This window comes from Aurantivibrio plasticivorans, assembly GCF_055392955.1.
Genome location: NZ_AP036020.1, coordinates 3,043,787 through 3,058,616, shown reverse-complemented (window position 1 = coordinate 3,058,616; position 14,830 = coordinate 3,043,787). Strand labels below are relative to the sequence as shown.

General features: G+C 46.0%; 12 protein-coding genes. 8 read left to right on the top strand and 4 right to left on the bottom strand.

Translation table 11 applies throughout. The features are described from left to right. Window positions 1–117 precede the first annotated feature (117 nt). Together ACZ5NB_RS13660 and ACZ5NB_RS13655 are read left to right on the top strand one after the other, a co-directional pair. Window positions 118–984 (top strand): alpha/beta hydrolase, encoded by an 867-nt coding sequence (locus ACZ5NB_RS13660; protein WP_460234497.1) that lies wholly within the window; start codon window positions 118–120, stop codon window positions 982–984. Window positions 985–999: 15 nt separating this feature from the next. Beyond that, window positions 1,000–1,530 (top strand): DUF3833 domain-containing protein, encoded by a 531-nt coding sequence (locus ACZ5NB_RS13655; RefSeq protein ID WP_460234705.1) that lies wholly within the window; start codon window positions 1,000–1,002, stop codon window positions 1,528–1,530. A 43-nt stretch (window positions 1,531–1,573) separates the two neighbouring features. Here ACZ5NB_RS13655 and ACZ5NB_RS13650 read toward each other — a convergent pair whose 3' ends face one another. Together ACZ5NB_RS13650 and gdhA are read right to left on the bottom strand one after the other, a co-directional pair. Continuing rightward, complete coding sequence (locus ACZ5NB_RS13650; RefSeq protein ID WP_460234496.1) at window positions 1,574–1,867, bottom strand: DUF3081 family protein; 294 nt, start codon at window positions 1,865–1,867, stop codon at window positions 1,574–1,576. 34 nt (window positions 1,868–1,901) lie between these two features. After that, on the bottom strand, window positions 1,902–3,254 hold the full coding sequence (gene gdhA / locus ACZ5NB_RS13645) for an NADP-specific glutamate dehydrogenase (protein WP_460234495.1): 1,353 nt from the start codon (window positions 3,252–3,254) through the stop codon (window positions 1,902–1,904). Window positions 3,255–3,548: 294 nt separating this feature from the next. Between gdhA and ACZ5NB_RS13640 the strand changes: the two genes are divergently transcribed. The 6 genes from ACZ5NB_RS13640 (at window position 3,549) to ACZ5NB_RS13615 (ending at window position 11,164) form a co-directional block, all read left to right on the top strand. Then, window positions 3,549–4,889, top strand: a complete 1,341-nt coding sequence (locus tag ACZ5NB_RS13640) for a DASH family cryptochrome (RefSeq protein WP_460234494.1) — start codon at window positions 3,549–3,551, stop codon at window positions 4,887–4,889. A 272-nt stretch (window positions 4,890–5,161) separates the two neighbouring features. Further along, entirely contained in the window at window positions 5,162–6,193 is a 1,032-nt protein-coding gene (locus tag ACZ5NB_RS13635; RefSeq protein ID WP_460234492.1) for an ABC transporter permease subunit, read from the top strand. Window positions 6,194–6,196: 3 nt separating this feature from the next. Next, complete coding sequence (locus tag ACZ5NB_RS13630) at window positions 6,197–7,264, top strand: ABC transporter permease (RefSeq protein ID WP_460234491.1); 1,068 nt, start codon at window positions 6,197–6,199, stop codon at window positions 7,262–7,264. Window positions 7,265–7,277: 13 nt separating this feature from the next. Beyond that, window positions 7,278–9,155, top strand: a complete 1,878-nt coding sequence (locus ACZ5NB_RS13625) for an extracellular solute-binding protein (protein WP_460234489.1) — start codon at window positions 7,278–7,280, stop codon at window positions 9,153–9,155. Between the two features lie 6 nt (window positions 9,156–9,161). Then, entirely contained in the window at window positions 9,162–10,160 is a 999-nt protein-coding gene (locus ACZ5NB_RS13620; protein ID WP_460234488.1) for an ABC transporter ATP-binding protein, read from the top strand. Beyond that, window positions 10,157–11,164, top strand: a complete 1,008-nt coding sequence (locus tag ACZ5NB_RS13615; RefSeq protein ID WP_460234487.1) for an ABC transporter ATP-binding protein — start codon at window positions 10,157–10,159, stop codon at window positions 11,162–11,164. Before ACZ5NB_RS13620 ends, ACZ5NB_RS13615 begins: the two co-directional genes overlap by 4 nt. A 126-nt stretch (window positions 11,165–11,290) precedes the next feature. Here ACZ5NB_RS13615 and ACZ5NB_RS13610 read toward each other — a convergent pair whose 3' ends face one another. Beyond that, entirely contained in the window at window positions 11,291–13,567 is a 2,277-nt protein-coding gene (locus tag ACZ5NB_RS13610; protein ID WP_460234485.1) for a putative bifunctional diguanylate cyclase/phosphodiesterase, read from the bottom strand. Between the two features lie 170 nt (window positions 13,568–13,737). Beyond that, entirely contained in the window at window positions 13,738–14,679 is a 942-nt protein-coding gene (locus ACZ5NB_RS13605; RefSeq protein ID WP_460234484.1) for an ABC transporter substrate-binding protein, read from the bottom strand. Window positions 14,680–14,830 lie beyond the last annotated feature (151 nt).

The window sequence follows — 14,830 nt, the reverse complement described above, 5'->3', positions numbered from 1 at the left end:
TCCTCGCCCCCTTAACCTGCACACTCTTCATCCCTTTGTCATAGTTGGTGGTAAACCTCCTGATCCAAAAAGAAGGTTGTACCGTATTTAGATAGACATGCACACTAAAGGATGACCATGAAGCGTCTGCACCTAATTCTACCCGTTATCTTTATTTCGACAGTTCTACAGGGCTGTGTGTTTGGCGTTGTCGACTTCGTGACACCTGACGACGGCTACAATCGTATAGATCAGATTTCTTATGGTGAGTTAAAGCGACAGAATGTTGATTATTACTGGCCTGCTAAAACGCCTTACCAGAACACAACCATTGTATTTTTCTACGGCGGCGGGTGGCAAAGCGGCAAAAAAGAAAATTATCGATTTGTCGCGCAGGCACTAACAAGCGAAGGGTTTCGAGTCGCTATTCCTGACTATCGTGTCTATCCTGAGGTTAGCTTTCCACGTTTTATTGAAGATGCGGCCGATGCTGTGGCAACGATTCAAACCCGCTACCCTGATAGCACGCTGGTCTTAATGGGACATTCGGCCGGTGCGCACATTGCTGCTATGTTAGTGTCAAATCCTCGATACTTACAAAAAGCCGGCGCCGATGCTAAGTCGGTCGCCGCGTGGGTCGGTCTTTCAGGTCCCTATGATTTCCTCCCCTTACAGAGTAAACGCTTAAAAAAGGTATTCGCTGGCGCAGAAGATTTGAAGCTCACACAGCCTATTCACTTTGTTAGCAGTGATATTCCGCCAACGTTGCTTATACAAGGCCTTGATGATTCCACCGTAATTCCGCGTAACACCGAACGTTTGGCTGCGGCGCTAAAAGAACATAGTGTTCCTCATCGTGTTATTTATTACGAAGATGTTGGGCATGCTGGCACCGTCGGGGCAATGGCTCCGATCCTCGGCAGTTGGTCTAATGTCCTACCAGACGTGTTGGAATTCCTGAAAGATGTTAATCAGCCCTCTCCGTTAGTCACTAATCTTCAATAGCGACAAGTTGTTATGATGCTAAATAAACTATTTGTTTTTTTTCTATCGTTAACTCTCATTGGGTGCAGTTCTGTCCAAGTAACTGACTACGAAAATAATCAACCAAAATTACAGTTAACGGAATTTTTTAACGGCAAGCTGACGGCGCACGGCGTATTGAAAAATTATTCCGGTAAGGTGACTCGACGCTTCAATGCCACCATCGATGCTAGTTGGAGTGACGGCGGTATTGGTACATTAGATGAACACTTCGAGTTTGACGATGGAGAAACCCAAACACGCGTTTGGACCTTAACACCCATTGGCAATGGTGAGTATACTGCGACCGCCGGTGACGTTGTGGGTAGTGGGCAGGCAAGCGTAGCGGGTAATGCGTTATTTCTCGATTACGTGCTAAGAGTTCCCTACAACGACGGGACACTTGACGTGCGAATTGATGATCGCATGTATCTCATTAATGACACCACGCTGATAAATGAGAGTGTGATGATTAAATTTGGTGTTCAGGTCGCTGAGATTGTTCTTGTGATTCTTAAGGTCGAGTAGACAAGCCGCTTTAGATAGCGTCGTGACTATTCATCAGGTTTTTCTATTTTTGCTTATTATTACTGTAAGCACGTTGGATATGTTCAAGCTTTTCTAAAAACAGCAGCCGCTCTCTCTGATTGTTGTATTCGAACACATACTTGCTATGGAATTGTATCGTCAGTGAAACATACTCATTAAATAGCACGACGTTGTATCCATCAAGATCTGAAGACGCAAAAATCCCCTCGAGCTGGTGAGTGGGAAACTCTCGAGTTTCGTCCCGATGGCCGTGCGTGACGATCTTTTCAAGCACGTGCAAAACAAACTTAACGTCAATCTTTTCGTCTAATGACATAACATGAGCCCATTAATAACTAGGTTTTACGCTGTCAGCCAATGCCTTGTGCGACCAGTGCATCAGCTACGCGTTTAAAGGCGGCTATATTTGCCCCTCTACGATAGTGTATTTTGCCATCGCTAAGTTTTCCATCACCGGTACACCGCTTATGAATATTTGCCATGATGTCTTGAAGACGTTTATCGAGATTGTCGAAATCATAAGACACAAACGCCGCGTTTTGTGCCATTTCTAAACCGGATAGTGCAACACCACCTGCGTTCGATGCCTTACCCGGTACATGGGGCACACAAGCATCTTCGAACGCATCGATAGCGTCGGCCGTGCAGGGCATGTTGGCCCCTTCTGCGACCCAGCGACATCCATTCTCAATTAATTTTTTTGCATCGCTGCCATCTAATTCATTTTGGGTTGCACAAGGCAAGGCAATGTCGCATTCGACCGACCAAGGTTTTTGATCATCGTGCCATGAGATGGTCTCGCTATTGACTAATGATTTTAGGCGTTCGCTTGAGCTGCCTTTTTTAGAGAGTAGGGTACGTATGTCGTCTTCACTAAACCCTTTCTTATGTTGCAAAACCCCTTGGCTTGACGACAGTGTTAAAACCGTTGCGCCTAAATCGATGGCTTTTAGCGCTGCATGCAAAGCGACATTGCCAGCGCCGGAAATACAAATGCGTTTGTCGGCCACTTTTTCGTCGACATGTTCTAGCATTTCTTTAACGAAGTACATTAGACCGTACCCGGTTGCCTCAACTCTAACATGGCTGCCACCGAACTCAATGTCTTTGCCCGTGAGAGCGCCCGCGAAGTTATTAACAAGGCGGCGGTATTGACCAAAGAGGTAGCCAATTTCACGTGAAGATACATTGATATCCCCGGCGGGAACGTCTTTGGTCTCTCCTATGTGGCGGTATAGTTCGTTCATAAATGCCTGGCAAAACCGCATAATTTCCGCGTCGGAATGACCCTGCGGGTTAAAATCTGCGCCGCCTTTTGCTCCTCCCAGCGAGAGCCCAGTCAATGCGTTTTTGAATGTTTGTTCGAAACCAAGAAACTTTAAAATAGATTCATTAACGCTAGGATGGAAGCGTATGCCGCCTTTGTAAGGGCCTATAAGTCCACTGTGCTGGACGCGCCAGCCGCGATTGATTTGGATGGTGCCATCATCCGCCTGCCAGCAAACCCGAAATGAGATGACGCGATCTGGTTCCGATAGTCGCTGCAGTACTTGCGCGTCTTGATAGTGTTTGTTGTCCTCCACAATGGGAAAGACATCACCAGATAGCTCTTTTACGGCTTGCACAAATTCCGGCTGATTCGGGTTGCGGGTTTCTAGCCATTCGTAAAATGCTTGTTGGTTTTTAGTAGCGTGTTCGTTCATGACTGTTCCCTGGTGTATTGGCTCGACTTTGTGCTGCGTAAATGACTATCCGACGTTAGACCATGTTCTAATAAAAAGTACGGTTGGCCAACGTTACTGATCAGTCTTTATATACGCAAGTAAACTAGGCAATAGATCTACCTTTGTGCATATACCTCCGCAACGGTATTTGCGTTTAGATCAATGAATCTATAGGTGAATTCGCTGCGTAACATTACATAGCGCAACAAACGCCCTTTTTTTCAATCAAATCTCGTTGCCCGCCACGTAAAATGATGTAGCAAGAGAAGCAGAATGTACGACACGAGCCTGTATTGGTTTACAAGAGATCTCCGGTTAGATGACAACAACGCGCTGCAAACCGCCGCGTTGACAAGCAAGAAACTGCTGTGTGTCTACGTTGTGGACCTTCAATGGTTTTCGCCCAACGCATACGCAAGTTCTTCTATGGGGGAGTCGCGGCGACGTTTTTTGGCGGAAAGCCTGCAAGATCTGAGTGAGCAATTAAGTGGGATGGGCCAGCAGCTATTGGTGTTTCATGGCAAACCCGTTGATGTGTTGAAGAAGTTAATTCGTACCTACCATGTCGGTGCTGTATTTCGTTCGGAGCTTGCCGGAGTCTACGAGGCTCGGCAGTGGCAAGAACTACAGCGGCAAGCTGAAAACGTGCAGTTTCGAAGCTTTTCAACACATACGCTATTTACCCAGCAGGACTTGCCCTTCAAGTTGAGCCGGTTGCCGCAAACGTTTACTCAGTTTCGTAAACTTGTCGAGAACAGAAAAGTGTTGCCTGCCCGCGACAAAGCCAGGTGTGTGCCTGGGCCACCATTAGTGCCGCTACACAATATTGAGCATGCGCTTCGTCAAATTGACCCATCATACGGTGAAAAGCGTCATAGCTCTGCAATGTTTACGGGCGGCGAGAGAGCAGCGTTAACCCATCTGCGAGGTTATTTCTCCTCACCGGCACCCTCCACATACAAAGAAACACGCAATGCGCTAGAAGGCTTTAGCGCGTCCAGCAAATTTTCTCCTTGGCTAGCTCAGGGGTGCGTCTCGCCGCGCAGGGTGCTGTCGGTATTGCGTGAATTTGAAAACGATGTCGTGGCCAACGAATCAACCCATTGGCTCTACTTTGAATTGCTTTGGCGAGAATACTTTCAGTGGTACGCCTGCGCGCATAAACAAGACCTCTTTCGTTTTCAGGGTATAACGGGCAAACCGGGGAGGCGGTGTTTCTATCCTGAGCGCTACCAGCGTTGGGCAAATGGCAATACCCCCTATCCACTCGTTAATGCTTGCATGCGCCAGCTCAACGCAACCGGCTATATGTCTAACCGTGGTCGGCAGATTGTTGCGAGCTGCTTGATCCACGAACTAGACTTGGATTGGCGTTGGGGGGCCGCGTATTTTGAGCAGCAATTGGTCGACTACGATGTGGCGAGTAACTGGGGAAATTGGCAATACTTGGCGGGAGTCGGAGCAGATCCTCGTGGCTCTCGTCACTTTGATATCGAGAAACAGACCGCCCAATATGATCCGCGCGGTGAATTCATTGCCAAGTGGGAAGGTGATCAACACCAAACACACCTCGATTCCGTCGACGCGGCTGACTGGCCCATCATGAGACCCTAGTGCGCAGTATTGCTAACCTTTTACTCAGTTTGAACAAAAAAGCCGCAAAGGGTACTAACATCCAACGGTTAATCGGAGCGTTACTACGGAGTAAGTGCTCGCAAACAGCTCAGCGCTCATCATGTAACAATTTACTGTGATACCCGCTATTTAAGGCGTTTCCATTACATAGTATATTGGTGCGCTATTGTCCTCCTGAGCCAGGGTCGCAAGCATAAGAACTTAAAGCTCATAGCATTGCTTAGAACGCAGAAGGTATTAGGAACCACTGAATGACGTCCTACTTTATAAGACGCTTCTTGTTAATTATCCCCACGTTTCTTGGCGTTACCATGCTGGTCTTTACAGTAACTCGTATGGTGCCCGGCGGGCCAATTGAGCGAATGTTGACCGAAGCTCAATTACAGTCGGGCGACAGGGGTTCTGTTCAAACCAGCAATCGCGGTATAGCAGGCTCAACGCTTTCAGAAGACCAGCTCCAGCAATTAAAAGAATATTACGGTTTTGATAAACCCGTTATCGTCAGTTATTTCATTTGGTTAAAAGATGTACTGCAACTCGACTTGGGCTACTCGACACGGTACGGCGAACCCGTTTGGGACAGTATCAAGCAGCGTTTACCCATCTCAATTTATTATGGCGTGATGACCATGATACTGACCTACGCGGTGTGTATACCGCTAGGTATTCTCAAAGCGATAAAACACAACACATCAATAGATAACTTGACCTCAATCCTTGTATTTGTGGGGTATGCCATTCCCGGTTATGTTGTCGGTATTATTGTACTAACGGTGTTTGCTTTTTACTTGGACTGGTTCCCCTTAAGTGGATTTGTCAGCGACAACTACGATGAACTCGGTTTTCTTGGGAAAGTTGGCGATATTATCAGTCATTCCGTATTGCCGTTGATAGCATACATGGCCGGTAGCTTTGCCGTGATGACATTCATGATGAAGAACTCCCTAATGGATAACCTTGCTGCCGACTATGTTAGAACTGCCATGGCAAAAGGTCTGAACTTTAAAGGTGCGGTCGTTGGACATGCGTTACGAAATAGCCTAATTCCTATCGCAACCAATTTTGGTGAAAACATCACGTTGTTTCTTGCTGGCTCATTTCTGATCGAAAAAATATTTAATATTGATGGCTTTGGGCTGCTCGGCTATGAGTCGCTGGTCGAGCGAGACTACCCCGTGGTCATGGGTATATTAGTGATTGGTTCACTGCTGTCTTTGATCGGCAATATTATTTCCGATATCTGCGTCGCGTTGGTCGACCCTCGCGTTAAGTTTGGGGCGTAATCGATGGCGTTAATCAACCTCAATCCGCAAACTCAAAAAACATTTAATCGCTTTCGCTCGATTGGCCGTGGTTATTGGTCGGCGATAATTCTTTTGGTATTGATTCTACTATCGCTGGTAACGGAGCTGTTAATTAATAGCCGAGCGTTAATCGTCAGTTATGAAGGGGAGTGGTATTTCCCAACCTACGGCGCCGTCATTCCCGGCGAAACCTTCGGCCTCGACTATCAATACGAAACCAACTATCGCGATCTACAAAAACAGTTTAAAGCCCAAGGGGAAGACAGTTCGGGTAATAAAAATTGGGTCCTGATGCCAATCGTTCCCTACAATGCGTTTGAGAACGATTTTATTGAAGGCAGCTACCCACCTTACGCCCCATCGATTACGACGCAGCACTATCTAGGCACTGACACCGTGGGGCGCGATATTTTGGCTCGCCTGGTTTACGGCTTTCGGATTGCGATCTTCTTTTCGTTATTCTTACTGCTATGTAATTATTCAGTTGGGGTGGCTATTGGTTGTTTAATGGGATACTGGGGTGGGGCGTTTGATCTTCTATTTCAACGACTCATAGAAATTTGGTCCAATATTCCTTTTTTGTACGTCATCATGATTATCGCTTCCATCATCGTGCCAAGCTTTTGGACGCTAATTCTCGTGATGGTGATGTTCAGCTGGATGGGCATGACCTGGTATATGCGCACCGCCACTTACAAAGAAAAATCCAGAGAGTATGTATTAGCCGCAAAAGCGCTAGGTGCGGGAACGTCTCGCGTGGTGTTCCGTCACATATTACCCAATACAGTTTCAGTAATTATTACCTTTATCCCGTTTTCCGTTGCAGGTGGTATTACCGCATTAACATCGCTCGACTTTTTAGGCTTTGGCTTACCTCCGCCCACCCCGAGTTGGGGGGAGTTGTTGAGTCAAGGTATAGCAAATCTCCAATCGCCTTGGATCGTATCATCGGTTGTAGCGTCGTTGATTATTATCTTGACGATGGTGACCTTTGTTGGTGAAGCAATCCGCGAAGCATTTGACCCTAAACGGCACACAATTTACGAATAGTTAAAGGTGACCCATGAAGAAAAAACTGATTTTAACTTGCTTGTCAGTGACGGCACTTTTCCTGATCGGTTGCTCTAGTGAAGAGGGAGAGCAAAATAATCAATCATTGGTCGATGAGAGCGAGTTAAAAGCGTATCCGGTGAGTGAATTGCCTACGGGGCTGGTTTGGGAAACAAATAATGAAGACCCTGTTTTCGCTTCTCCTGAAGCAAAAAAAGGCGGTACGCTACGAAGCGCGATGGATTCATTTCCATTGACGCTACGTTGGGTCGGACCGGACTCTAACTCAGGATTCAGATCATCCATATTGGGAAACCAACTTGGATTGATTGACTTCCACCCGAATACGCATAACGTAATTCCTGCGATGGCAACCCACTGGGCCTATGGTGAAGACGGGAGAACTATTTATTATAAGCTCAACCCTAAAGCGGTGTGGTCAGACGGTAAACCAGTTACCGCAGACGACTATATGTTTACTTTAGATTTTATGCGTTCAGAGCATATCGTAGCTCCTTGGTACAACGATCATTACACCAACCGAATATTGAGTGTAAAAAAATACGACGACTATACGATTAGTGTTACAGGAGATGTTGCTAGACCCAAAGTAGATCTTCATTACTATTACAGTATCAGTCCGACAGCTAGGCACTTTCATAAGCTAGACGAAAATTGGGTGCGAGATTACAACTGGAAGATTGAACCGAACACAGGGCCTTATCAATTAAGCAAAATTGATAAAGGTAAATCTGTCGTATTTACGCGAAAAAAAGATTGGTGGGCCCAAGATTTAAAGTACTACAAAAATAGATTCAACGTGGACAAGGTTAGTATTAAAGTCATTCGAGACCCAGAAACTATGTATAGGTATTTTCTGCGTGGGGAACTAGATGCTTTTGGTTTAACCCTGCCTTCTTATTGGCACGAGAAATCAAATACTCCAGAATTTCAAAACGGATACATCCACAAAATGTGGTTCTATAACGATGTATCTCAACCATCGCAAGGGCTCTATCTTAATCAGGACGATCCAATCTTATCGGATAAAAATGTTCGCTATGGAATAGCTCACTCTCTCAATATCAGCAAAATGATAGATACAGTGTTGCGTGGTGATTATGAACGCCTGCATAGTGGCACTGTGGGTTATGGCGAATATAGCAATACTAATATTCGCGCTCGAGAGTTTGATTTAGAAAAAGCAGACAGCTATTTCTCTGCAGCTGGTTGGAATGAAAGAGGGCCCGACGGTATTAGGACTAAGGGGGGAGCTAAACTTTCTCTAACAGTGACATACACCTCGGAGTTGCATACTGATCGATTAGTTTTTCTTAAGGAAGAAGCGAAAAAGGCGGGGTTAGAATTAGTGCTTGAGCGGTTAGATGGTGCTGCTTCTTTCAAGAAAGTATTAGAGAAAAAGCATCAAATTTCTTGGATGGGCTGGAGTACAGGGCTTAGACCACAGTTTTGGGGTGGTTACCACTCGTCCAATGCGCACATTCCGCAAACCAATAATATAACCAATACGGACGACCCTGAGTTGGATGCACTGATAGATACATATCGCTTCGCAGAAGAAAAGGATGTTGCTATTGCGGCTGCCCATGCGATTCAGGAAAAAATTCATGAGCATGGTGCTTATATTCCAACCTATATGATTCCTTATATTCGGCAAGGGTATTGGCGCTGGATGAAGTTGCCTAATCCTCCAGGCACGAAATGGTCCGATACCTTGTTTGACTTTACCGCAGCTACTGCAAATTTAGGTTCTATTGGTGGCTTGTTTTGGATTGATGAAGAGGTCAAACAAGAAACCTTAGACGCTATGAAATCTGGCAAAACCTTTGAGCCAGTGACGATTATTGACGAAACCTACCGAGTTCAGTAATCCATAATGTCGTCATCAACCAGCATTTTATCTGTTAAAGACCTTGTCGTTTCTTTTGAGACAGAAGACGGTAAGGTCGAGGTGCTCAACCGTATTGGTTTTACTCTAAACCGTGGCGAAAGCCTGGGGCTGGTAGGTGAATCCGGTTGTGGAAAGAGTGTGGCAGCGTTTTCAATTCTGCGCTTGTTGCCGCAGCCTTCGGGCAATATTGACGACGGTGTGATTGATTACGACGGTAAAAATTTATTGTCGCTGCCTATTGAGGAGATGCATAATATTCGCGGTCGCAAGATTGCGATGATCTTCCAAGAGCCAATGACCGCGCTCAATCCGGTGCATCGTATTGGCAAGCAGATTGGAGAAGTCTATCGGTTGCACTTCCCCGAAATGAGCGAAGAAGATATAAAACAAGCCTCTATCGATATTCTAAAAAAGGTTGCCATACCTGCGCCAGAAAAGCGCCTCAACGAATACCCCCACCAGCTATCCGGCGGCATGCGTCAACGGGCTATGATTGCAATGGCGTTAGCCTGTAAACCCGATATTCTAATTGCTGACGAACCGACGACAGCACTCGATGTCACCACACAAAATCAAATCCTGAAGCTCATTCAAGATCTACAACAAGAAATCGGCATGTCGGTATTGTTTATCACCCACGACTTAGGCGTGATTGCCGAAACCTGTGATCGTGTGATTGTGATGTATGCGGGCTGTATCGTTGAGGAAGCGCCAGTGCGCGATCTTTTTAAAGCACCCAAGCACCCTTATACACGTGGTTTATTAAATTCTATCCCAATACTTGAAACGGAAAGCAAATCAGAACTCCAAACTATCCCAGGTATGGTGCCAAGCTTGAGAGATTTGCCAAGTGGGTGCCGCTTCAGAACACGCTGCGAATTTGCGACTAGTGCCTGTAGCGAAACCGAGCCACAAATCGAAGCTATTAATGATGATCCATCGCACCGTGTCGCGTGCCATCGTTGGCGGGAGTTGGCCGAATGACAAGTAAAATGCCTTCGGAAGACACACTATTGTCAGTCGACAATCTGCAAATGCACTATCCGATTCGTGGTGGTGTATTGTTTCGTCAAGTCGCGACTAACTATGCGGTAGACGGGGTCACCTTTGACTTAAGGCGAGGCGAAACACTAGGGCTGGTCGGCGAATCAGGTTGTGGCAAAAGTACAGTCGCTAAATCGATTTTGCGTTTATACGAACCGACTGGCGGCAGTGTTAAATTTGAAGGTCGCGATATTCTTTCGCTCAGCAAGAAAGACATGCGCTCGATTCGCAGCGAAATGCAAATCATCTTCCAAGACCCCATGGAGTCGTTAAACTCGCGACATACCGTAGGCTCAATTCTCGAAGAGCCCTACGTGATTCACAACATGGGAACCGCAGAAGAGCGAAAAGTCTGGGTAAAAGAGTTACTAGCGAAAGTAGGTTTGCAACCCGACGCCGCCAATCGATATCCGCACGAATTCTCAGGCGGCCAGCGACAGCGAATCGGTATCGCCCGTGCAATCGCATTAAAGCCCAAGTTGTTAGTGTGCGACGAGCCGGTATCGGCGCTTGACGTGTCTATTCAATCGCAAATCATGAACTTGTTGATTGATTTACAGAAGCAGTTGAACTTGGCATTGTTATTTATCGCCCATGATCTTGCGGTTGTAAAACACGTCTCTGATCGTATCGCGGTAATGTATCTAGGAAAGATTGTCGAGATTAGCGATGCGCAAACCCTCTATAAAAACCCCAGCCACCCTTACACCCGCGCATTGATTGACGCCATTCCTAAACCCGATCCAGATAAGAAAAAAGCACTCGTCGCGCTGCAAGGCGAAGTACCTTCACCGATCAACCCGCCATCGGGTTGTCACTTTCATACCCGTTGCCCTTACGTGCAAGACAAGTGTCGCACGCAGGAGCCTGACTTAATCAATATCGAAGGGCAGGGGACAAGCGAGGGCCTAGTCGCCTGTCATTTTCCGGTTGGGAATCGATGAACACCGCTGGGGTTTGTGGGGCCACTGTTACATATGACGTCAAAACTCAGTAGCAGTCAGTAGAAGTCGTCAATACTAGTGCAGTTGGTTGCTATCATCGTGGCGAGAATGTTCGTGTGCCAGTTGTTATACGTTAATAATTCTACTTTTCAGTTCTGACGCTCGTACCGGTTTCCCGAGATAAAAGCCTTGTCCGATATCGCAATCAAGCTCATCCAATGTTGTCAGTTGTTCCTCAGTCTCTATTCCTTCAGCAACGACCTGCAGGTCTAAGCCGTGCGCCATTTCAATGATGGCGTGAATTAGCTTTGTAGCGTCGGGTTTAACCCCGATGTCCGACACAAAAGATCGATCAATTTTTAAAGCTTTAAACGGATAGCTCCGCAGGTAGCTCAATGAGGAGTATCCTGTACCAAAGTCATCCATCGCTAGTTGAATATTAGAACGGCTTAATTTTTCGAGTTCTTCTGTGACAAAGCCCTGCTCGCCGAGTAAAACACCTTCCGTAATCTCCAGTTCGATATGCTTAGCCTCTACACCGTAATGCTGAAGTAGTTCGACAATGTTTTCTGTTAACCTGTCACCCCTAAACTGCCGCGGAGAGAGGTTCACCGCTATGCGAAAATTCTCATCCGTAAACGCTTGCCAGCTCGTGAATGCCTTTAACGACTGCTCAAGTACGAAATTTCCCAGCGCTATGATCTTACCTGTTTTTTCCGCAATCGGAATAAACTCGGCGGGTGAGACGCTACCGAGTTTGGGGTTTTGCCAGCGTAAAAGTGCTTCTGCTCCGACGATCTCTCGACTCGCAATACCAAATTGAGGCTGAAAGACGACGTAAACCTCCTCACGTTCCAGCGCTCCGTGTAATTGCTCTTCGATACTCAATTGGCGGTAGGCTTCTTTATTCATACTGTCGGTGAAAAACGAAAAGGCATTGCGACCTTTGCTCTTGGCCGAATACATTGCAGCATCGGCTTTTCTCAACAGGTCAGATGGCGTATTCCCATCGTCTGGATAGGTAGAAATGCCAGCGCTAGCTGAAATTATTATTTCACGATCGTGAATATAAAAAGGTTTGTCGAATGCGTTGAGTAACGTTTCGGTAATGTGGGTTAGAGATTGACTTGAGTCTACGGAGGCGGTTACGAGTATAAATTCATCGCCGCCCAAACGAGCAATAGTGTCTTGAGAACGAACACAAGCCTTGAGTCGATTGGCTGTAGCGATCAATAATGCGTCGCCCGTTTCATGTCCAAGAGTGTCATTGATCTTTTTGAAATCATCGAGATCAAGAAATACAACAGCTGTTGAAGACTGAGTTCTCGCCGCATTTTTGAGCTGTTGAGAGAGACGGTCCATAGCCAAGAATCGATTAGGTAACTTGGTCAACGAGTCGTAGTGGGCTTGGTAGAGAATTTTCTCTTCAAAGTGTTTTCGCTCAGTGATATCCCTAATGACCACGAGAAACTGTTTGTTTGAGTCTGAATAATTGATTCTGGACTCGAAGTGTCTGTCTTGCTGGTCTTGGCTCAATGAGTACTCAATAATCTGCAAAGACCTAAGTTCTTTGACCGTTGCCATTGCATGAGAGTAATGGGCTGCAACGTCTGACGGAAAGAATCGACGTATATTTTCTCCGACTAAGTGCGTGGCCGGGGTGTGAGGGTCTTGGTGGTCAGATGTTCTTAGGTCGATTACATTTCCCGTATCGTCGAGCAGGAAAAACGTATCGGGAATAGCTAAGAACAAGCTATCAAACAAGCTGTCTTTTAACGTAATCTCGTATTCGGCTTTATTTACCAGAAATGAACGAAGGTCTAATTCCGCAGTCATGGCGTTGAAAGATTCTGCGATTTCGTATAGTTCTCCGTTTCCTTGTATGCGACATACTACTCCGTCACGTTGCCCATACAAATTTTTTGTGCTGTCGACAATGTGTTTCACGGGTAATTGCACAAACTTGTAAAAAATGAGCCACAAGCCGCCTAAAATGGCGATAAAAAACACCCCTGTATAGGCGCTTTGCTCAAATATAGCGTGTTTTACATTTTGCAGTTGATGCGATAAGTCAAACACTATGAAGATTGACCCTACGTTTAAGGAACGCAGTTCGTTCGCTTCAGCAGCCAGTGTTAGCGGTGCATAGGCGATAATTTTTTCTTCATCACCCGAGTAAGTTATCTGGTAGGTTTTCTCAGACTGAAGTTTAGCAATTACATTTTTGTTGAAGTCAGGAAACAGAGATGACGCAGGCTCATTCACATGATTAGGGCGTGCAGAAAATAATATATTTCCTCTATGGTCGGTTGCTGCGAGAGCGATGTAGTTAATGTTTGCAGATTTTGCTGCGAGAGTAATGCTGGCTCCAGCAAGTTGATCCTTTTGGATGTTCGATTCCATTTCTCTCACTAGCGAAGCGATATCATACCGAACAAAGTCAAGATTGCGTGAGATTATTTCTTCCTTGCGTGAAGAATAATTGTCCAGCACTAGAATTAGCCAAAGCCCCCCGAAACTTATACTCAGAAGGATTGGAAGCCATAGTTTAAGGGAAATACTTCGGTATCCTGTCATTCTTCCCTCATGATGACAAAATTGTCCGATGTGAGCTGATTAATCTTTAATGGCGATTTAATCAACTTATTTTCATACATGAATTGAGCGAGAGATGATGCCGTTTTTTCCAGTGGAGATGGGTTGCCTGATAGCTTAATGATCATGTCGTCTCTCTCCGGTATTTCAATACCCGAGTAGATCACATCCATATCGCTACTGTTTAGGCTGAGCCTTTCACCGATGATTGCCATGGCTTCATCGGGTTGATCACGCATAAACTGCCGTGCTCTGAAGTAGGCGTCGATGAGGTGTTGCACCGGTTTTTTAGCTGACGCCACTGATGATTTGTTTACCACCAAAACGTCAACAATAGTATCGGGGATACTAGAGCTATCGAATAACGACACCGCACCTTGACGAATCAAATGACTTTTTACGGGTTCAAACGTGACAATCGCATCGGCGTTTTCGTAGCAGGCGATATGTTGGCCGAAGCCGCATACTTGCATGTCAATGTCTGAAAAACGTAATTGTGCCTTTTCTAAAGCACTCTGCAGTAGCAGCGCACCGACCGCTGTGTTTTCTACCGCGATGGACCGTCCTTTTAAAGTGGCTAGCGACTCGATGTAGGGTTTAGCAAGAAGAACGTCTCCACCGTGAGAGTAATCAAAAATGAGAACTACAGTGAGATCGTACCCGTCATCTATGAGTGAAAGAGTTTCATCCAGCGTTAATGCGGCTGCGTCCAGCACACCAGTGCGGACGGCGTGCATCACTTCCGACGCCGATGGCAATATTGTAAGGCGTACCTTGGATTTGTTAAGGTAACCTAAATCTTCGGCTAGATAGAGAGGCGCGTAGCCGGGCCAAACATTCAACCCAATATTGATTCGATCAACTGGGCTGGGCCCACAAGCGACCAAAAATAATGAAAGAAATAAAACCCAAAGTCGCATATTCTATCGATGTATAAAAATTTAGAGGCGTAGGTATTAATTAGTATAGGAGTTTATGCAGATATTGCCTGTATTATCTATTCCGCCTAATCACGAGTTATTTCATTCGTTCCATATCCCACTTCGTTTGTTCGGCGCTGTCGAACAAAAA